General features: G+C 46.3%; 23 protein-coding genes. 17 read left to right on the top strand and 6 right to left on the bottom strand.

What is annotated here, in order from left to right; genetic code table 11:
• Positions 1 to 106: 106 nt before the first annotated feature.
• The 14 genes from hisC to ACTHTJ_RS06055 all read left to right on the top strand — a co-directional run bounded on the left by hisC (position 107) and on the right by ACTHTJ_RS06055 (position 10,599).
• Complete coding sequence (gene hisC / locus ACTHTJ_RS06120) at positions 107 to 1,192, top strand: histidinol-phosphate transaminase (RefSeq protein ID WP_070584977.1); 1,086 nt, start codon at positions 107 to 109, stop codon at positions 1,190 to 1,192.
• Positions 1,193 to 1,211: 19 nt separating this feature from the next.
• Positions 1,212 to 2,168: an imidazoleglycerol-phosphate dehydratase HisB gene (gene hisB, locus ACTHTJ_RS06115; protein ID WP_070584979.1), complete on the top strand. Its 957-nt coding sequence runs from the start codon at positions 1,212 to 1,214 to the stop codon at positions 2,166 to 2,168.
• Between the two features lie 168 nt (positions 2,169 to 2,336).
• Positions 2,337 to 2,981: an imidazole glycerol phosphate synthase subunit HisH gene (gene hisH / locus ACTHTJ_RS06110; RefSeq protein WP_070584981.1), complete on the top strand. Its 645-nt coding sequence runs from the start codon at positions 2,337 to 2,339 to the stop codon at positions 2,979 to 2,981.
• A 73-nt stretch (positions 2,982 to 3,054) separates the two neighbouring features.
• Positions 3,055 to 3,792: a 1-(5-phosphoribosyl)-5-[(5-phosphoribosylamino)methylideneamino]imidazole-4-carboxamide isomerase gene (hisA, locus tag ACTHTJ_RS06105; protein ID WP_440360888.1), complete on the top strand. Its 738-nt coding sequence runs from the start codon at positions 3,055 to 3,057 to the stop codon at positions 3,790 to 3,792.
• A 164-nt stretch (positions 3,793 to 3,956) separates the two neighbouring features.
• On the top strand, positions 3,957 to 4,274 hold the full coding sequence (locus tag ACTHTJ_RS06100) for a hypothetical protein (RefSeq protein WP_003748653.1): 318 nt from the start codon (positions 3,957 to 3,959) through the stop codon (positions 4,272 to 4,274).
• Between the two features lie 40 nt (positions 4,275 to 4,314).
• Entirely contained in the window at positions 4,315 to 5,082 is a 768-nt protein-coding gene (gene hisF, locus ACTHTJ_RS06095; protein WP_003748652.1) for an imidazole glycerol phosphate synthase subunit HisF, read from the top strand.
• A gap of 43 nt (positions 5,083 to 5,125) precedes the next feature.
• Positions 5,126 to 5,533, top strand: a complete 408-nt coding sequence (hisI, locus tag ACTHTJ_RS06090) for a phosphoribosyl-AMP cyclohydrolase (protein ID WP_070584986.1) — start codon at positions 5,126 to 5,128, stop codon at positions 5,531 to 5,533.
• 32 nt (positions 5,534 to 5,565) lie between these two features.
• Positions 5,566 to 5,889: a phosphoribosyl-ATP diphosphatase gene (locus ACTHTJ_RS06085; RefSeq protein ID WP_003679440.1), complete on the top strand. Its 324-nt coding sequence runs from the start codon at positions 5,566 to 5,568 to the stop codon at positions 5,887 to 5,889.
• Between the two features lie 118 nt (positions 5,890 to 6,007).
• Positions 6,008 to 6,331, top strand: coding sequence for a histidine triad nucleotide-binding protein (locus ACTHTJ_RS06080; RefSeq protein ID WP_070585015.1), 324 nt, complete (start codon positions 6,008 to 6,010; stop codon positions 6,329 to 6,331).
• A gap of 41 nt (positions 6,332 to 6,372) precedes the next feature.
• A complete protein-coding gene (gene tatA, locus ACTHTJ_RS06075; RefSeq protein ID WP_003679438.1) occupies positions 6,373 to 6,576 on the top strand; it encodes a Sec-independent protein translocase subunit TatA in 204 nt (67 codons plus the stop codon).
• Between the two features lie 3 nt (positions 6,577 to 6,579).
• Positions 6,580 to 7,242, top strand: coding sequence for a Sec-independent protein translocase protein TatB (gene tatB, locus ACTHTJ_RS06070; RefSeq protein ID WP_070584987.1), 663 nt, complete (start codon positions 6,580 to 6,582; stop codon positions 7,240 to 7,242).
• A gap of 15 nt (positions 7,243 to 7,257) precedes the next feature.
• The gene (tatC, locus tag ACTHTJ_RS06065) at positions 7,258 to 8,034 is read left to right on the top strand and encodes a twin-arginine translocase subunit TatC (RefSeq protein ID WP_070584989.1); all 777 of its coding nucleotides are present in this window, start codon (positions 7,258 to 7,260) and stop codon (positions 8,032 to 8,034) included.
• A 570-nt stretch (positions 8,035 to 8,604) separates the two neighbouring features.
• Positions 8,605 to 9,990 (top strand): GntP family permease, encoded by a 1,386-nt coding sequence (locus ACTHTJ_RS06060; protein WP_070584991.1) that lies wholly within the window; start codon positions 8,605 to 8,607, stop codon positions 9,988 to 9,990.
• A 90-nt stretch (positions 9,991 to 10,080) separates the two neighbouring features.
• A complete protein-coding gene (locus ACTHTJ_RS06055; protein ID WP_070584993.1) occupies positions 10,081 to 10,599 on the top strand; it encodes a gluconokinase, GntK/IdnK-type in 519 nt (172 codons plus the stop codon).
• 59 nt (positions 10,600 to 10,658) lie between these two features.
• On the opposite strand, the gene dtd is transcribed toward ACTHTJ_RS06055, so the two are convergent.
• From dtd to ACTHTJ_RS06025, 6 genes are all read right to left on the bottom strand, one after another.
• Positions 10,659 to 11,120: a D-aminoacyl-tRNA deacylase gene (gene dtd, locus ACTHTJ_RS06050; protein ID WP_070585017.1), complete on the bottom strand. Its 462-nt coding sequence runs from the start codon at positions 11,118 to 11,120 to the stop codon at positions 10,659 to 10,661.
• A gap of 96 nt (positions 11,121 to 11,216) precedes the next feature.
• Positions 11,217 to 11,981, bottom strand: coding sequence for a peptidyl-prolyl cis-trans isomerase (locus tag ACTHTJ_RS06045; protein ID WP_070584994.1), 765 nt, complete (start codon positions 11,979 to 11,981; stop codon positions 11,217 to 11,219).
• Between the two features lie 44 nt (positions 11,982 to 12,025).
• Positions 12,026 to 12,898, bottom strand: a complete 873-nt coding sequence (locus tag ACTHTJ_RS06040) for a peptidylprolyl isomerase (protein WP_070584997.1) — start codon at positions 12,896 to 12,898, stop codon at positions 12,026 to 12,028.
• A gap of 69 nt (positions 12,899 to 12,967) precedes the next feature.
• Entirely contained in the window at positions 12,968 to 13,240 is a 273-nt protein-coding gene (locus tag ACTHTJ_RS06035; protein WP_070584999.1) for a BolA family protein, read from the bottom strand.
• Positions 13,237 to 13,527, bottom strand: coding sequence for a YciI family protein (locus ACTHTJ_RS06030; protein WP_004519663.1), 291 nt, complete (start codon positions 13,525 to 13,527; stop codon positions 13,237 to 13,239). The genes ACTHTJ_RS06035 and ACTHTJ_RS06030 overlap by 4 nt, the downstream gene beginning before the upstream one ends.
• A complete protein-coding gene (locus ACTHTJ_RS06025; protein ID WP_070585001.1) occupies positions 13,527 to 14,060 on the bottom strand; it encodes a septation protein A in 534 nt (177 codons plus the stop codon). The genes ACTHTJ_RS06030 and ACTHTJ_RS06025 overlap by 1 nt, the downstream gene beginning before the upstream one ends.
• A gap of 353 nt (positions 14,061 to 14,413) precedes the next feature.
• Here ACTHTJ_RS06025 and ACTHTJ_RS06020 point away from each other — a divergent pair, with 353 nt between their 5' ends.
• The 3 genes from ACTHTJ_RS06020 to ACTHTJ_RS06010 all read left to right on the top strand — a co-directional run.
• The gene (locus tag ACTHTJ_RS06020) at positions 14,414 to 16,399 is read left to right on the top strand and encodes a FimV/HubP family polar landmark protein (protein WP_083297202.1); all 1,986 of its coding nucleotides are present in this window, start codon (positions 14,414 to 14,416) and stop codon (positions 16,397 to 16,399) included.
• A 227-nt stretch (positions 16,400 to 16,626) separates the two neighbouring features.
• Positions 16,627 to 17,472 carry a tRNA pseudouridine(38-40) synthase TruA gene (gene truA, locus ACTHTJ_RS06015; RefSeq protein WP_070585005.1) on the top strand — a complete coding sequence of 282 codons (846 nt, stop codon included), beginning with the start codon at positions 16,627 to 16,629 and terminating at the stop codon, positions 17,470 to 17,472.
• A gap of 313 nt (positions 17,473 to 17,785) precedes the next feature.
• Positions 17,786 to 18,095 (top strand): porin (locus tag ACTHTJ_RS06010; RefSeq protein WP_440360889.1); only part of this gene is annotated, 310 nt, incomplete at its 3' end.

Genomic DNA, 18,095 nt, shown 5'->3' with positions numbered 1-18,095 from the left:
TTCAAACGAATGAAACTTTATCTTGTTTTATAGTCTTATTAATATATATATTTAATAAAGATTGTGCTATTATTCTAAATACTTTATCTCAGGAGGATAGAAAACCATGAATCGCGTTGCTGATGTTATCCGTGATGATATTAAAGTAATGACAGCCTATCAGGTTGCCGATTTGCCGGAAGGTTTTATTAAGTTGGACGCCATGGAGTGTCCGCATCATCCTTTCGCCGGGTATGAATCTTTATTATCGGAATGGGCGGACTTGGCAAAGCAGGCGCCGATTCATTTGTATCCCCATACTGCCAAGAGCGGCATTTATGAAGAATTGAGGGAGGTTTTCGGTATTCCCGATAAAGCGGAAATCGCGTTGGGTAACGGCTCCGACGAGCTTATCCAATTTTTGACTATGCTGATTGCCAAACCAAATGCGCGTGTATTGGGTATTGAGCCAAGTTTTGTTATGTATCGTCATAATGCCGCGCTTTATGGCATGGAATATGTCGGCGTTCCCTTAAATCCGGATTTTTCTTTAAATCTCCCTGCCGTTTTGACCGCTATCGAGCAACATCGGCCGTCATTAATTTTTATTGCCTATCCCAATAACCCTACCGGCGTGTGCTTTAAGCGAGAAGAAGTAGAGGCGGTCATTCGTGCGGCAACCGGCATTGTGGTTGTCGATGAGGCATATGGTGCGTTTCATCATGACAGTTTCCTTCCGTGGGCGGGCGAAGTCGAAAACCTGGTCGTAATGCGCACCATCAGTAAAATCGGCTTTGCCGGCTTGCGGATGGGATATGCAGCGGCAAGTCCAAGCATTATAGGTGAACTGGCCAAAATCCTTCCGCCTTACAATATGAATCAATTAAGCTTGGCGGCGGCAAAATTCTCATTGAAACATCATCAAATTATTCAGCAAAACATTGATACATTAAAAAACGATCGTTCGCGCGTGATGAATGAATTGTTGAAATTAAACCGTTTGGAAGTTTTTCCGAGCGAAGCCAACTTTATTACCGTTCGCGTTCCTGATGCGAACGAGCTGTTTGAAACATTGAAGCAAAACCGCATACTGATTAAAAAACTGCATGGCAGCCATCCGCTTTTGGATCAGTGTGTCCGCATAACCATAGGCTCGGCAGCGCAAAATGATGCCGTCTTGGCGGTTATTAGAAACCTTTACCCCAATCTTTGATTTCAAGGAAACTACCATTATGAACAAAGCTCAACTGCATTTGACCAATTTTCTGTTACTGGTTGAAGAAGCCGGCTCATTGACCAAGCTTGCACGCGCGTGCGGTTATGAAAACTCCGCCTCTTTGTCTCAGCTCAAACGCCGTTTGGAACAACAAGCAGGCGATGAGTCTGCACGCGGCATTCGTCCGAGCCTGGCTGCGAAGTTGGAATCCGGTATGCACAAACGCAAAGGCTGGCTGAACCGTGGTCACAGCAAAGATCAAGAAAAAGCAGCAGCGGTTGAAGCGGCGCGTTTGGAAAAACAAACTGTCGAAGCAGCAGAAACTGGTGTTTCAACCGAAGGCCGTTTTGTTACCGTTACTCGTAATACCTGCGAAACCCAAATTACCGTCAGCCTCAATCTTGATGGTACCGGCAAATATCGCTTGGATACCGGCGTTCCTTTCCTTGAACACATGCTTGCCCAAGTGGCGCGTCATGGTTTGATTGACTTGGATATTACCTGCAAAGGCGATTTGCACATTGACGACCATCATACGGTTGAAGACATCGGTATCGTGGTGGGTCAGGCCCTGAAACAAGCGCTTGGCAATAAAGCCGGCATTACCCGTTATGGCCATGCCTATGTTCCGCTGGATGAAGCGTTGAGCCGTGTAGTCATCGACCTTTCCGGCCGCCCTGGCTTGGTGTACAACATTGACTTTACCCGCGCCCTGATCGGCCGTTTTGATGTCGATTTGTTTGAAGAATTTTTCCACGGCCTTGTAAATCACAGCATGATGACCTTGCACATCGATAACTTGAGCGGCCGTAATGCACATCATCAAGCCGAGACCGTTTTCAAAGCCTTCGGCCGTGCATTGCGCATGGCGGTCGAATACGATCCGCACATGATGGGTCAAACGCCTTCTACCAAAGGCACGTTGAGTGAAGAGTCTGTTCAAGAAGAAGCAGAAGCCGCGTCTGAAGAATAAGGCATCGTGTGAATGAATAAAGGCCGTCTGAAACCGATCGGGATTTCAGACGGCCTTTATTATTCATCTTGTATGGTGGCAATATTTTGTTTTAAACCATCTTTTGCTACAATCATTCTTATTATTATATTAATCATTAAATGTTTTCAGACGGCCTGAGGAGAAACAATGAAAGTAGCGATTGTCGATTATGGAATGGGAAACCTGCACTCAGTATTCAAATCTGTTCAGGCGGCGCAGGTCTTGTCCAATCAAAATGCCGAGGTTTATCTGACTTCGCGGCCAGAAGAGGTGATGGCGGCAGATAAGGTTATCTTTCCGGGGCAGGGTGCCATGCCGGATTGTATGTCGGCGCTGAAGGCAAGCGATTTGGGCGAGGCGGTTTCAGACGGCCTGAAAAACAAGCCGTTTTTTGGAATTTGCGTAGGTGCGCAATTATTGTTTGAACACAGCGAAGAAGGCGATACAGATGGTTTGGGCTGGTTTGAAGGTCAAGTAAAACGGTTTTTGCCCAATCAAACCGATGCACAGGGAGGCCGTCTGAAAGTGCCGCATATGGGTTGGAATACAGTGCGCCAAACCCGTCCGCATCCTTTATTTCAAGACATTGGGCAGAACGAGTATTTCTATTTTGTCCATAGCTATTATTTTGCACCGAAAAATGAAGAGATTGTTTTAGGCGTCAGTGAATATCCGAATGAATTTGCCTGCATTGTCGGTAAGGACAATGTATTTGCCACACAATTCCACACGGAAAAAAGCCATCAGGCAGGATTGTTGCTGCTGCGTAATTTTTTAAATTGGCAGATTTGAGGCTTTTAACATAAATCTGCTAAAAATCGCTAATTTGTGTAAAATATACTGAAGTTGAGTAGAGGAGAAGAAAATGCTGTTGATACCTGCCATTGATTTGAAGGAAGGACGCTGTGTTCGCTTAAAACAAGGCTTGATGGAGCAGGCGACGGTGTTTTCCGACTCGCCGGCAGAGATGGCTTTGCATTGGCGCAATCAAGGTGCATGCCGTTTGCATTTGGTTGATTTGAACGGTGCATTTGCAGGAGTTCCTCAAAATTTTCCGGCGATTAAAGAAATTTTGGCCGCCGTAGCCAAAGATATTCCGGTACAGCTTGGTGGCGGTATCCGTGATTTGGGCACCATTGAAAAGTATTTGGATTTGGGGCTGACCGATGTGATTATCGGTACGGCCGCGGTAAAAAATCCTGAATTTGTGCGCGAAGCATGTAAGGCATTTCCGGGTCAGATTATCGTCGGCTTGGATGCCAAAGACGGTATGGTGGCGATAGACGGTTGGGCAACGGTAACGGAGCATCATGTCGTCGATTTGGCCAAGCGTTTTGAAGATGATGGCGTCAACAGCATTATTTATACCGATATCGGTCGCGACGGCATGATGAGCGGCGTGAATATCGAGGCTACCGTCAAATTGGCTCAATCTGTGAATATCCCGATTATCGCGTCCGGCGGCTTGACGAATTTGGACGATATCCACGCATTGTGTGCCGTTGAAAAAGAGGGGGTGAGCGGTGCGATTACCGGCCGTGCAATTTATGAGGGAAGTATTGATTTCGCACAGGCACAAAAACTGGCCGATTCTTTGGCTTAAGTGTGTCGGATTATGCGGATAAGACCTTTCAGGCCATTAAAACGCAGCGGCTGACGCAGCACACAAAAATGCACTCAAAGGGATTGCCTGTATAGGTTATGGGTTTATATCTTTTTGAAATAATTATAAAAATAACCTAATCGATATTTTATTAAGGGATTAATATGCTTGAAGCGTTTGTTTTGGGTTTTTGGATTATCTGGTCATCCGATCGTGAAGTGTATCCGCTAAGCGAAAGTTTGTGGTTTACACTGATTGCTGTGATATTGCGGCAGCTGACGGCGTTTGATTTGCCGATTATCGATACCTATTGGATGATTTTCAATGGGATAGTGTGGGCATTTGCCGGTTTGATTTTTTCCATCGTCGGCCGTATCGACAGCAATTTCATTATTTCCTGTGTTTTGGCGATGATAGCCGGCATTGGTTATTTTCAGCTGTTGCAACATTTGCCGGATTGGTTGGGCAAATTTTTGGCCTGACAGTTTCAGACGGCCTGATAACGGATAAGAGGTGTTGAGTATGGCATTGGCAAAACGAATTATTCCTTGTCTGGATGTAAAAGACGGTCGCGTGGTAAAAGGTGTCAACTTTTTGGGTTTGCGCGATGCAGGAAATCCGGTTGACGTTGCCAAACGCTACAACGATGAAGGCGCGGATGAGTTGACCTTTTTGGACATTACTGCCTCCAGCGACAATCGCGACACTATTTTGCACGTTATTGAGGCAGTCGCATCACAAGTTTTTATTCCATTGACTGTCGGCGGCGGTGTGCGCACGGTTGCCGATATCCGTCGCCTGCTTAATGCCGGTGCCGATAAGGCCAGCATCAATACGGCCGCTGTAACCAATCCTGATTTGGTCAACGAAGCGGCCGGTTTTTTTGGTTCGCAAGCGATTGTTGTTGCCGTGGATGCCAAAGCGGTCAACCCTGAAAACACCCGTTGGGAAATCTTTACCCACGGCGGACGTAATCCGACCGGTTTGGATGCGGTGGAATGGGCTGTCGAAATGCAACGACGCGGTGCGGGCGAGATTTTGCTGACCAGTATGGATCGGGACGGCACCAAGCAAGGTTTTAACCTGCCTTTGACGCGCGCGGTCAGCGAGGCGGTGGATATTCCGGTCATTGCTTCCGGCGGCGTCGGTTCGGTTCAGCATTTGGTGGACGGTATTAAAGAAGGAAAAGCAGATGCGGTATTGGCCGCCAGTATTTTCCACTTTGGCGAAGCGAGTATCCGCGAAGCGAAACTGGCCATGCGTGAAGCAGGAATCGAAGTGCGTTTGTAATTGCTATCCAAAGGCCGTCTGAAAATATGGGAGAAAAACGCGAATGTCGAATATAAACGAAACGCTGCTGAATGCCGTAAAATTTGATGAAAAAGGTTTGGTTTGCGCGATTGCCCAAGATTGGCAGACACACCGTGTGCTGATGGTTGCCTGGATGAACGCTGAGGCCCTGCAAAAAACCGTAGAAACCGGTCTTGCCCACTATTACAGCCGTTCCCGCCAGAAACAATGGATGAAGGGCGAAGAGTCCGGACATACGCAAAAAGTACACGAATTACGCCTGGATTGCGATGGCGACGCAGTGGTTATGCTGATTGAACAAAACGGCGGCATTGCCTGCCATACAGGGCGCGAAAGCTGTTTTTACAAAGTTTGGCAAGACGGCGCATGGCAGACAGTCGATGCCGTGTTGAAAGATGAAGAAGCAATCTACGGACATAAATATCCTTAAGGCCGTCTGAAAGAAAATAAGAGAAACCGACCATGACCGATACTATCCTTACCCAAATTCAAAACGTCATCGATTCGCGCAAAGGCGGCGATCCCGATGCGTCTTATGTCGCCCAACTGCTGCACAAAGGCGAAGACAAGATTCTGAAAAAAGTCATCGAGGAAGCGGGTGAAACCTTGATGGCCTCTAAAGATGGCGGTGGCGAACATTTGGTTTACGAAGTGGCGGATTTGTGGTTTCATACCATGGTTTTATTGGCGCATCACGGATTGCGCGCTGAAGATGTGGTCAACGAGCTTGCGCGCCGTCAAGGTTTGTCGGGATTAGTGGAAAAAGCTTCTCGCAAAGAATCTTGAATTTATATTACAATCCCGTATTTGACCTGTTTCAGAATCCGTCTCTTGGGGCAAAAACGATTTCCCTTTTTTGGTTGAAACCCGTTACGCCCGTTTTCAGACGGCCATTGGAGCCATTATGGATAATTGTATTTTCTGCAAAATCGCAACTAAAGATATTCCGGCACAAACCGTTTACGAAGACGACGAGATGCTTTGTTTCAAAGACATCCGTCCTGCCGCGCCGGTGCATCTGCTGCTGATTCCGAAAGTACACTTCGATTCACTGGCACACGCAACCGCCGAACATCAAACCCTGTTGGGTAAAATGATGTTGAAAGTTCCTCAAATCGCTCATGAGACAGGTTTGACCGACGGTTTCAAAACCCTGATCAACACAGGCAAAGGCGGCGGACAAGAAGTCTTCCACCTGCATATCCATATCATGGGTACGCCCGCATAATTATTATCTCTTTTTAAATTAAACAAATTCAAGGATTTATCATGGGTAGCTTCTCTCTTTGGCACTGGATTATTGTACTGATTATCGTCGTTTTGGTATTCGGTACCAAAAAATTGCGCAACGTCGGCAAAGACCTCGGCGGTGCAGTGCATGACTTCAAACAAGGCCTGAACGAAGGTACAGACGGCAAAGATGCCAAAAAAGACGAAGTCATCGAACACAAAAAAGACGAAGACAAAGCATAATCCATGTTTGATTTCGGTTTGGGCGAGCTGCTGCTGGTCGGCGTTGTCGCCCTGATAGTGCTTGGCCCCGAACGTCTGCCACAAGCTGCGCGCATGGCTGGGCGTTTGGTCGGCAAATTGCAAGGATTCGTCAACAACGTCAAGCAGGAACTCAACACTCAGGCTGAGTTGGACGAATTGCGCAAAGTGAAGCAGGAATTTGAAACCGCTGCATCTGAGTTTCGCGACGGTATCAAAGACTTGGGCAATGATGCACAAAAAAATCTGAGCGATATTTCAGACGGCCTCAAACCGTGGGAACGTCTGCCTGAACAGAAAACGCCTGCCGATTTTGGTGTGGATGAGTTTGGCAATCCTTTGCCTGATCTGGCTTCAAACAGCACTGAGCATGAAAGTGCAATCCAAACTTCTGAGCAGGATGGGGAAGTACAAAACCAAGAGCTTGTCGAGGCTGAAAATGCCGAGTCCGAGCAAGACCGTGCTTGGCGTGAGTATTTGACGGCTTCGGTTTCACCTGCTCCTGTGGTAGAAGTCAGCTATATCGAATCCCCTGTTGCCGATGCTCCTCCGCTGCATACGACTTCTTTACGTAAGCAGGCGATGAGCCGCAAACGCGATATGCGCCCGAAATTCCACGCTAAGCCCAAACTGCGTGTCCGTAAGTAAAAAGTGAGTCAACCGGTGTCCGAAACTCAACACGAACAACCCGTCCAACCGCTTATCGAGCATCTTCTCGAGCTGCGCCGCCGCATGATGTGGATCGTCATCGGTATCGTCGTCTGCTTTTTGGGTATGATGCCGTTTGCTCAGCAGCTCTATACCTTTGTTGCCGAACCATTGATGGCCAATCTGCCTAAAGATACCAGCATGATTGCGACCGATGTGATTGCGCCGTTTTTTGTGCCGGTCAAGGTTACTCTGATGGCGGCGTTTCTGCTGTCGTTGCCGCACACGCTGTATCAAGTTTGGGCGTTTGTTGCCCCTGCCTTATACCAAAACGAAAAACGCTTGATTACGCCGCTGGTGTTGTCCAGCGTGACGCTTTTCTTCGTTGGTATGGCGTTTGCTTATTTTTTGGTGTTTCCCGTGATTTTCAAATTCTTGGCCGGTGTAACCCCTGTCGGTGTCAATATGGCGACCGATATCGATAAATACCTGTCCTTTATTTTGGGCATGTTTGTCGCATTCGGTACGACATTTGAAGTTCCCGTCGTTGTGGTGTTGCTTGCCAAAATGGGCATTGTCTCGACTGCACAGCTTAAGAACGCCCGTCCGTATGTTATCGTGGGTGCGTTTGTCGTGGCCGCAATCATCACGCCGCCTGACGTAATTTCCCAAACCCTGCTTGCCGTTCCGCTGATTCTGCTCTACGAAGCTGGTATTTGGTTCAGCCGTTTTGCCAAAGCGAAAACGCAGCAGGAAGATGAGGATACACCGCAACCACCGGCAGAAGTTTAAGAATCAAGGCCGTCTGAAGAATTTTTCAGACGGCCTTTGTATTATGGCACTTTCAGTTTTTAAGAAAAAGCATGATGAATGTTCGGGGAATCGTAAAACATTACTGTCCAGATTCTTTTGATTCGGCTAAAATTTTTGACCGAGGATTTTGCCGAAATCGAAGCAGTAATGCGTAACAGTCCCTTATGCGTTAATGGGCTGGTATTCTGAAGATGATTTTAAAACCAAACTGCTGGAATTACGTTTGGAAAATGGGGTGATTTTTACCAAGGCATAAGCCGAAAATACTTGATTTTAGGTAATTGAAAAAATATTCGTTTCTATTTTATTAAAAAGCATGATGTCAGGCCGTCTGAAAATTAACTACGTTTCAGACGGCCTTTTTATTGCCCTTATTTTTTCTTTGCTATCCTTAGTTATCAAGCATCTGGCAAAAGGATTTTGAAAAAGAGAAGTTTATATTTTGACTAAATCCAGTCGTATGATTCTGTGTAAAAATGTGTTATCGTATCCATATATGTTAAGAAACATTAATAAGTTTGTATTTTTCTTACAGAGAAAGGCTTCAAAATGGATGGATGGACTCAAACGCTAAGTGCCGGTACCTTGCTTGGTATCGCTGCGGCAGCAATTTTGCTGATCTTGATTTTGATTGTAAAACTGCGCGTTCATGCCTTGCTGACGTTGGTATTGGTCAGCCTGCTGACTGCCATCGTAACAGGTCTGCCTATGGGCAGCATTGTTAATGATGTATTGGTCAAAAACTTCGGCGGCACGCTCGGCAGCGTGGCGTTGCTGGTCGGTTTGGGCGCAATGCTCGGCCGTTTGGTGGAAACTTCCGGCGGTGCTCAGTCTTTGGCAGATGCGCTGATTCGGATTTTTGGTGAGAATCGTGCGCCATTTGCTTTAGGCGTGGCTTCTTTGATTTTTGGTTTCCCGATTTTCTTTGATGCCGGCTTGGTGGTGATGTTGCCGATTGTGTTTGCAACGGCACGCCGTATGAAGCAGACTGTTCTGCCATACGCGCTGGCGTCTATTGGCGCATTTTCGGTCATGCACGTCTTCCTGCCGCCTCATCCCGGCCCGATTGCTGCTTCCGAATTTTATGGCGCAAACATTGGTCAACTGCTGATTTTGGGTTTGCCTGTTACCTTGATTACTTGGTATTTCAGCGGCTATTTATTGGGTAAAGTTTTGGGTCGCAGCATTCATGTACCCGTTCCTGATCTGATCAGTGGCGGTACACAAGATAACGACCAACCGAAAGCGCCTGCAAAAGCATCTACTGTTGTCGGTATTATGCTGATTCCTATGCTGTTGATTTTCTTGAATACCGGTTTGTCTACTTTAATTAGTGAGAAAGTCGTCAGCGCAGACGAAGGTTGGGTGCAATTTGGACGAATGATCGGTTCGACACCGATTGCTTTGCTGATTTCCGTTTTGGTGGCCCTGTATGTATTGGGTGGCAAACGTGGTGAAAAAGCCAGCGCATTGGAGAAAACCATTGATGGCGCATTGGGTCCGGTTTGCTCGGTCATTTTGATTACCGGTGCGGGCGGTATGTTCGGCGGCGTGTTGCGTGCCTCTGATATCGGTAAGGCTTTGGCTGACAGCATGGCTGACTTGGGTATTCCTGTTTTACTGGGCTGTTTCTTGGTGGCTTTGGCTTTGCGTATTGCGCAAGGTTCTGCGACCGTTGCATTGACTACCGCTGCCGCGTTGATGGCCCCGGCCGTTGCAGCGGCAGGTTTCAGCGATTGGCAGATTACTTGCGTGGTATTGGCGACGGCGGCGGGTTCTGTCGGTTGTAGCCACTTTAACGACTCTGGTTTCTGGCTTGTCGGCCGTCTGTTGAATATGGATGTGCCGACGACCTTGAAGACATGGACGGTCAACCAAACACTTATCGCACTCATCGGTTTTGCTTTATCGTCAGTGTTGTTTGTTTTGGTTTAATCGGAAGAACGGGCGGATAGTGTTTTTGAGATAACACAATCCGCCCGTTTTTAAATACCGTTAAAATCTAGATAAACAAGGAGTAGAAAAATGACGACACATTTTGTCATGATGGGCGTGTGTGGTTGCGGTAAAACCACTACCGCGCTGTCTTTGCAAAAACATCTCAACCAATGTCCGTATGCTGAAGGAGACGATTTTCATACCCAAGCCAACCGCGACAAGATGGGTGCCGGTATTCCGTTGACGGATGAAGACCGTTACCCATGGCTGGGCAATTTGCGTGACTGGATGACGGAGCAGGCAAAAAATGGGGAAAAATATTCCATCGTTACTTGTTCTGCACTTAAACGCCAATACCGCGATATTCTGCGTGGCGCAGCAGGGAAGGTGGCTTTTATCCATCTGACTCCGCCTCAAGCAATCAATCTTGAGCGTATGCTGTCACGTCAGGGGCACTATATGAAAGCCGGAATGCTGGATTCGCAGCTGGAGATTTTGGAAGAGCTGGGTGCAGATGAATACGGTGTCAAAATCGACAATCCGGGTTCGCCTGAGGCCGTTGAGGCAGATATTGTGAACTGGGTGAAAGCGCAAGGCTTGATTTAGTAATGATCAGAAATGGAAAGGCCGTCTGAAAGATTTCAGACGGCCTTTTTCGATGGGATTTAGAATGTTTTTTGTGAATCGAGCAGTAAGGTAACCGGCCCGTCATTGCAAAGGGAGACCTGCATATGGGTTTGGAATCTGCCGGTTTCGACGGTCAATCCATGTTCGCGCAAAAGTTGCGCGGTGTATTGATAAAGCTTGTCTGCTTGTTCGGCAGGGGCAGCATTGGAGAAGGACGGACGGCGGCCGCTGCGCGCATCGGCGTAAAGGGTAAACTGAGAAACCAGTAATATCGAGCCACCGACATCTTTGAGCGATAAATTTAATTTGCCGTTTTCGTCTTCAAAGATACGTAGGTTGGCGGTTTTATCCGCAATGTATTTGGCGTCCGCTTCTGTATCGGTGTGGGTAACGCCGAGCAATATCATAAATCCGTTGTTGATTTCGCCACAGGTTTCGCAGGAGTTTTCGGACAAAACGTCAACTTTAGCTTGGGTAACTTTTTGGATAACAGTGCGCATAATGTTTTGTGAATACAAGGATTTGTAAAAAAGGGCGTAAGATACGCCCTCTGGGTTCAAATATAGTTTCAGACGGCCTGAAACCATTGAATTAATTTACGGATTAATGCCGTTTTCTTTCAAGATACGTTCGATCTGATTCTCGACTTTTTGTCGTTTAACAGCTTGGGCAATCTGATTGCGTACCAGTTCGAAAGGTTCGGCATTGGGATCGCGTTCTACTGCACTGAGTTTAAACAGATAAAAACGGCTTTCCATCTGAATCGGCTCATGCGTTACATCGCCTCGGTTCATGTCGGCAAAAGCGGTAGCCAGTTGAGGAGAGAGCTGTTGTGGAGAGATGAAGCCGTCGAACTCTTGTTCGGGGTTGGGATAGCGTTTCATCAGTTCTTCAAATGACAAGCCTTTGAGCAGCAGTTCTTGCGCGGCGCGTACTTCGTCGGCTGAAGCAAAGCTGACTTGTTGCAGCTTGATAATACGTGTTTGATGGTCGTAGAAACGGCGCAACTCAGCATCGTCAACCGCGGTTTGACGTTCTAGATAAGCAGCGTATTGGTTGGCATAAAACTCAGCTTCAACGTTTTTAAGCTGATTCTGCACTTCTGCATCTTTGTCCAAACCAGCCTTGATGGCTTCATTTTTCAAAATTTCCAAAGTCTGCAAACGTGTAACCACATCTTTGCGGATTGCCTGGCCATCGGGTTTGGCAGTCTGGTTGGGATGTTGATCGGCCTGTCTCAATACTTCGGCGACCATGCTGTCGATACGGGCGGGATCGATTTCAGGCACTTTGGCGGTTGCTAAGCTCACGGTTGACAAGGCGAGGATAGCCAAAACGGCAGTTTTGGGCTTGATGTTCATGTGAGTTCCTTATTGCCCGCCGCTATCACGGCGGGCACCTTATATTATTTGTTGACTTTGATGCTGGCTTTTTTCAGTAATGATTGAATGGCCGCATCAACACGGGCTGCCTGTAAGTCGCTGCCAATCTCGTTTTTAGCGACTTCGTAAGAAGGTACGGTAACGTTACGGCGGTCATTGACGTAGAAAACGGCGTACAGATTACCGTTTTGCAGTGGAGTTTTAGTGTACGCACCTTTTTTCAGGTCTTTGACTGCAGCGTAAAGCGGAGGCGCTGATTCTTGCAAATCTTTAAGCGGAACATAAGCTTTAGGGATGCCGCCGGCTTTTTTGGCCGCTTCGTCAATTGAGTATTGGTTCAATACCGAAACAAAGCTTTTTTTCGCATCCAAATCGGCAATGGCTTTTTGGGCATTGCTGTTGCTGTCGGTTAAGATTTCGCCCAGTTGGACTTCCTGAGTACCTTTATAGAAGTTGCTGAAATCGTTGTAAGCGGCTTTGACATCTTTTTCTTGAACAGGATTTTGACGGACGATATGTGCTGCAAAAGCTTGGCCCAATAAATCTTTTTCGAAAACTGCCCATTCGGTTTTGAATGTGGCTTTTTTATCTGCGCCTTGTTTGGCGGCATCAGCACGCGCTTGTTCCAATGCTGTTTTGAATTCAGCGCTTTGATCCAGTTTTAATTTTTTGGCTTCTTGGGTAACAACAGTGCTGATAACTTGGCGTTCAGTCAGCATTTGACGCAATTCAGGAGTGTCTTGAACGTTCGGGTTGCTGGCGCGTACGGAAGCAACTTGGTCATCGATAACGCTGCTGTCGATGGCTTGACCGTTGACGGTAACCAAAGTTTGGGCAAACAGGGTGCCGGAAGTCAGAGCAAGCATCAAGGCTGAAGCAAAGTAGGTTTTTTTCATTGTATTTCTCTTTTAAATTAATGATTGGAAATAAATTAATGATTAGAAATCAAAGTTTAAGTAGTAATCTTAATGGAAGTATTCGTTCGGCGTGGCCGCTTTGATACTGAGTGCATGAATCAGGCCGTCTGAAAACAAGTCTTGTAAAAGCTGCTTAATCATACGTTGCCGCTGAAGGCGGCCAATGTTTTCAAATGCGTTGCTGACCACCACTATAGCGTAATGCCCACCGCCTTTATTGCCGGCATGGCCGGCGTGCAGATGGCTTTCATCTTTAAAATCGAAGAACTCAGGCTCAAGCGCCTGCAGGCGTTCCTCAATAATTTGACGCATATTGCTCATTTGAACACGGCTTTAAAGGGTTTGATCAAGACTTCGGCGTATACGCCGGCATCGACGTAAGGGTCTTGTTCGGCCCATTCTTGTGCGGCGTCTAAAGACTCAAATTGAGCCACAATCAGGCTTCCGGAAACGCGTTCCGGATTATCTGGTAGAGGATTGGGGCCGGCAGTCAGCAGACGGCCTTGCGCTTTCAATTCTTCTAAGCGTGCTAAATGAGCAGGGCGTGCTGCCATGCGTGCTTCGTGGACATCTTCGGCATCAGTAGCCAAAAGCATGAAATATTCCATTATTGATCCTCCTTAGGCTGAAAACGCATCAGATACATACCCTGTGCGATGGAAAAAATGATTGTGAAACCCAATGTGCCGAACAGTTTGTAATTGACCCATTGGTCTGGAAAATATGTAAAGACAAAGAGGTTGGCCGCACCCATAAAAATCAGGAAGCCAATCCATGCATAAGTCAGGCGCGTCCATACAAAATCAGGTAGCTGCATTTCTTTGCCCATGACGGCTTTAAGCCCGTTTTTACCGGCAAGGTGGCTGAACAGCATGACGATGGCGCCGATCCAAAACAGAACGGTCGGTTTCCACATGATAAAGCGGTTGTCTTTCAGCAGAATCGTTGCGCCGCCAAAAAAGACAATCAAAATCAGGCTGACCCATTGCATGGTATCCAGTTTACGGTGTTTCCAAAAGGTCAGCGCAGCTTGGGCAATGCCGACTATAACCGCAACAGCCGTTGCGGCAATCATGTCTTTGGTGATGATGTATGTAATGAAAAATAAGAATACGGCGAATAAGTCGCTCAAAATCTTCATATGTTAATGATGAAACTAATTGAGTAAATGCTAATCATACAGGGAGATGTGTTTTTTTGCACCTTCCCCCATAACTTCAATACCACATATATTTATATAAAATATTTATTTTGGGTTGGCGAAATTTGTAAAAAAGAAACACAAGCATGCAAAAGTAATAGATTTGCTAAGGAATTTTAGGCTGAATAGCCTCTATTGCTTGGCAGGGATGGGTTAAAAATATATCATGACGTAATATCTAGTAAATATATGGTTAAATGCGCGCACATTGGTTAGTACCATAATTTTCGAATAGGGGATCCGTTTTGAAAAAACATCACAATATTAAATTAATTACAGCTTCTATCGCTTTAATGACATCGCTCAGTGCCTCTGCGGGTTTGGGGGGCTTGAATGTTCAATCTCATTTGGGTGAGCCTTTTACAGGCAGTATCACTGTGACTGGTGAGGAAGCTCAGGCTCTGCTCAATGGCGGTAAGGCCACTATTTCAAATGGCAATTTGCGCGCGGCGGTACGCAAATCAGGCGATAAGGCAGTCGTTACTATCCGCTCTTCTCAAGCCATCAAAGATCCTGTTTTGGTTTTCCAAGTAGGTGTCGGCGCGCAATCGCGTGAATACACCGCCATTATCGATCCGGCCGGATATGATTCTAAAGATGCTGCATCTGTTCGTACCCGCCCGGCCACTGAATCTCAATCCTCCGAGCCGACACGCAATGCCCAACAGCCTGTAACTAAAAACAATAAAGCAGCAGGTAATCAGGCAGCTCAAGCGCGTAAGGATGTGCAGCGTAAGGCTGAGAAAAAACAAGTTCAGACGGCCCCTACTAAAAACGACACAGCTGCACGTTCAGGCAGGCAGCATTTGGTACGTACGGGTGAAACCCTGATTGCCATCGCGTCCAGCATCCGTCCTCAGGGTATGACCTTGGATCAAACCATCCAGGCTTTGGTAAATGCCAATCCGGATGTATTTATCGATAATAATGCCAACCGTATGTTGGCAGGTAAAGTACTGAATATTCCAAACCGTAGCGAATTGCAACGCTTGGCTGCTTCTGCTCCTGTTAAAACCAATACGGCGACAGAGAAAGGCAATGAAACCGTCAATGCAACAGAAGCTAAAACAGAAAAACCTGTTGTTCAGCCTGAGACTCAAACTGAAGCCCAGGTTAAAGATGCTGGCGTAAATACACAGCAACAGGAAGAAGTGAAACAAGCTTCAGCTGAACAAACAGAACAAGCGGCATCTACAGCTGTTAATGAAAATGCCGCATCGACTGTTCCTGCGTCCGATGTTCAAGAAGCTATGGCTTCTGATGCCCAAGAGAATGTAGTGGCTTCTGAGCCTGTTACAACCACGGATTCTGTCGCGGAGCAAACAGAAAGCGAATCAGACGGCAATTTATGGAAATGGTTGTTGGCAGGTGGTGCAGCCCTTATTGCTGCTTGGTTGTTGCTGAAAGCTGCCGGTAAACGTAAAGATGAGCCGGAAGAAGCACCTGTAAGCCGTAAGGATGAAGAGAAGGCCGTACGGAAAAATGTTGCTGCTTCAGCTGCTGCGGTTGCTGCAACTAAAGTAACGCCGTCTGAAAAAATTCAAGACGGTCTGTTTATCGAAGATGATTTCGAAGATGATGTGGTTATCAATGAAGTAGAAGAATCTTCCACTATTAATGATGTCAAACTTGATTTGGGTAAGATTGACAATAGTCAGACAGGTATTCTTTCAGGTGCAGTAACGCATGATGCAGAGACAGAGCAACGTCGCTATGCTGATTGGGATAGTATCGAATCAACAGAAAGCGTGTACGAGCCTGAACCGGAAAATCCATATCAGCCGGTATCCGTTGTTATGCCTGAACGTAAAGAAGAGCAGGCAAATACATTTGCTGAGTTTGATTTTGCGACAGAGACAAAAGTCTTCGAGTCGCGAAATGAAGAGCCACTCGAGTTTACGGTAGATACCCCTGAAGATTCAGACGGCCATGTGCTGCCATTCGATATCAAGCAAGATCAAGACTTGCAAATTCAAGAAACCAAAGAAGAAGTAGAGAAAGAAGAAGCTGCTTCTGAGTTTGTGATTGAAGAAGGTGCATTGGAATGGGGAGCTGAAGATGTTTCAGTGGCTGCCGATAAAAGCAATAGTGAAAGAGGCTTTGTTTCAGAATCAGTCGGTATGACTGCACCGCTTGAAGCCAAATATGATTTGGCTAAGATGTATATCGAAATCGGTGATCCTGAAGCGGCTCGAGAAACATTGCAAGCGCTGATTGAAGAGGCTGAAGGCGATATTCTGCATAAAGCCCAAAAACTGATGAAAGAACTTGGCGCATAAGTGCCAGTAAAATGAAGATGCCGTTTCAGACGGCATCTTTTTTATGGTAAATTAAAAAGCAAGATTTTGGCTGAGTCTATTATCAGTTGGGTAAGATTTCAGCTTTATGTGATGGTTGAAGATGAAGGCCGTCTGAAATACATAATGGAGGCGTGTGTTGATCACGCCTTTTTAATATTTGTTGCTTAAGCGTAGGCAACAATATCAATTTACAAGAAGTATAAGAAATGACTGAACAAGCAAATACAACAGGGCATCTGATGCAGCGTTGGGCTTTGACCCTTTCTTATGACGGTAGCCGTTTTTATGGTTGGCAAAAACAGGCTGGAAATTTGCCGACTGTTCAGACGGCCTTAGAGCAGGCGTTATCTTCAATAGCAGGGGAGCGAATTAATACCATTGTTGCGGGAAGGACGGATACGGGTGTGCATGCAACTGCCCAGGTAGTGCATTTTGATACATCAGTAAGTCGTCCGGAGCAAGCATGGGTGCGTGGTGTCAATGCACATTTGCCTGATGGTGTTGCTGTGTTGGTGGCGCAAAAAGTTGCACCTCATTTTCATGCCCGATTTGATGCTTATGGCCGCCATTATCGCTATTTATTGGAATCCTCACCGGTTCGTTCCCCATTATTGGTTGGTAGAGTAGGGTGGACGCATTTGAAATTAGATTTAAATCTGATGAGGCAGGCTGCTGTCTTGTTGGAGGGTGAACATGACTTTTCCAGTTTTCGAGCGGCCGAATGTCAGGCGAAGTCCCCTATAAAGACACTATATAGTACAAAGATTAGTGGAACTTCTCGCTATCTGTGCCTTGATTTGCATGGAAATGCATTCTTGCATCATATGGTACGCAATATTATGGGGGCATTGGTGTACGTAGGTAGTGGCAGAATCAGTGTGGATGAGTTTGAGTCGGTCTTTCATGCAAAAAGCAGATTGAAGGCTCCGCCAACTTTTATGTCTGATGGTCTGTATTTAACAGGCGTTGACTATCCTGATGAGTTTGGGGTAACACAACTATCTTTGCCCGAGTGGATGAGCGTTCTAGGTAATGATTTTCAGACGGCCTAACTGTGGATTGTTGGTATAAAAGCAACAAAATAGCGTGATTGATGTGTAAACTGATAAAGTGTTGTAAAAATGCAAATTTGGGTTTTGAAGAAATTTATCATTGATTTTAAATAATAAATTTCCATTTTTTGGGTTGTCTCTACCTTTGTTTGGTTCCTGCGGTAGTGGGGGGGAATTGAATAAAGTTTGTTTTTTTAGAAAGGAACAATTATAGTGACAGTCATGGAATCGCTGATTCCAGCGATAAAGTAAGCCTAAGCGGATTGTCCGGTCTGCTTAAGTTATTTCTTCACAATAGAAAAGGAATACAGCAATGAAAAAATCTCTGATTGCTCTGACTTTGGCAGCTCTGCCTGTTGCAGCTATGGCTGATGTGACTCTGTACGGTCAAATCAAAGCTGGCGTAGATATTTCTAAAGTAAAAGAGGGTAAGACTTCTTCTAAAACTGCTACTGAGATTGCTGACTACGGCTCTCGCATCGGTTTCAAAGGCCATGAACACTTGGGTAGCAACCTGAATGCTATCTGGCAAGTTGAACAAAAAACTTCTATCGCCGGTGGTGACTCTGGTTTCGCTAACCGTGAATCTTTCTTGGGCTTGGAAGGCGGTTTCGGTAAAATTC

Source organism: Neisseria sp. P0018.S001, from assembly GCF_051957355.1.
GTDB classification, from domain to species: domain Bacteria; phylum Pseudomonadota; class Gammaproteobacteria; order Burkholderiales; family Neisseriaceae; genus Neisseria; species Neisseria subflava_A.
Note: the sequence above shows the minus strand (reverse complement) of the source record. Positions and strands in the feature narration are given on the sequence as shown.

Coding starts and splice junctions, on each gene's coding strand:
- hisC (WP_070584977.1), top strand. CDS start 107: ATGAATCGCGTTGCTGATGTTATCCGTGATGATATTAAAGTAATGACA.
- hisB (WP_070584979.1), top strand. CDS start 1,212: ATGAACAAAGCTCAACTGCATTTGACCAATTTTCTGTTACTGGTTGAA.
- hisH (WP_070584981.1), top strand. CDS start 2,337: ATGAAAGTAGCGATTGTCGATTATGGAATGGGAAACCTGCACTCAGTA.
- hisA (WP_440360888.1), top strand. CDS start 3,055: ATGCTGTTGATACCTGCCATTGATTTGAAGGAAGGACGCTGTGTTCGC.
- ACTHTJ_RS06100 (WP_003748653.1), top strand. CDS start 3,957: ATGCTTGAAGCGTTTGTTTTGGGTTTTTGGATTATCTGGTCATCCGAT.
- hisF (WP_003748652.1), top strand. CDS start 4,315: ATGGCATTGGCAAAACGAATTATTCCTTGTCTGGATGTAAAAGACGGT.
- hisI (WP_070584986.1), top strand. CDS start 5,126: ATGTCGAATATAAACGAAACGCTGCTGAATGCCGTAAAATTTGATGAA.
- ACTHTJ_RS06085 (WP_003679440.1), top strand. CDS start 5,566: ATGACCGATACTATCCTTACCCAAATTCAAAACGTCATCGATTCGCGC.
- ACTHTJ_RS06080 (WP_070585015.1), top strand. CDS start 6,008: ATGGATAATTGTATTTTCTGCAAAATCGCAACTAAAGATATTCCGGCA.
- tatA (WP_003679438.1), top strand. CDS start 6,373: ATGGGTAGCTTCTCTCTTTGGCACTGGATTATTGTACTGATTATCGTC.
- tatB (WP_070584987.1), top strand. CDS start 6,580: ATGTTTGATTTCGGTTTGGGCGAGCTGCTGCTGGTCGGCGTTGTCGCC.
- ACTHTJ_RS06060 (WP_070584991.1), top strand. CDS start 8,605: ATGGATGGATGGACTCAAACGCTAAGTGCCGGTACCTTGCTTGGTATC.
- ACTHTJ_RS06055 (WP_070584993.1), top strand. CDS start 10,081: ATGACGACACATTTTGTCATGATGGGCGTGTGTGGTTGCGGTAAAACC.
- dtd (WP_070585017.1), bottom strand. CDS start 11,120: ATGCGCACTGTTATCCAAAAAGTTACCCAAGCTAAAGTTGACGTTTTG.
- ACTHTJ_RS06045 (WP_070584994.1), bottom strand. CDS start 11,981: ATGAACATCAAGCCCAAAACTGCCGTTTTGGCTATCCTCGCCTTGTCA.
- ACTHTJ_RS06040 (WP_070584997.1), bottom strand. CDS start 12,898: ATGAAAAAAACCTACTTTGCTTCAGCCTTGATGCTTGCTCTGACTTCC.
- ACTHTJ_RS06035 (WP_070584999.1), bottom strand. CDS start 13,240: ATGAGCAATATGCGTCAAATTATTGAGGAACGCCTGCAGGCGCTTGAG.
- ACTHTJ_RS06030 (WP_004519663.1), bottom strand. CDS start 13,527: ATGGAATATTTCATGCTTTTGGCTACTGATGCCGAAGATGTCCACGAA.
- ACTHTJ_RS06025 (WP_070585001.1), bottom strand. CDS start 14,060: ATGAAGATTTTGAGCGACTTATTCGCCGTATTCTTATTTTTCATTACA.
- ACTHTJ_RS06020 (WP_083297202.1), top strand. CDS start 14,414: ATGACATCGCTCAGTGCCTCTGCGGGTTTGGGGGGCTTGAATGTTCAA.
- truA (WP_070585005.1), top strand. CDS start 16,627: ATGACTGAACAAGCAAATACAACAGGGCATCTGATGCAGCGTTGGGCT.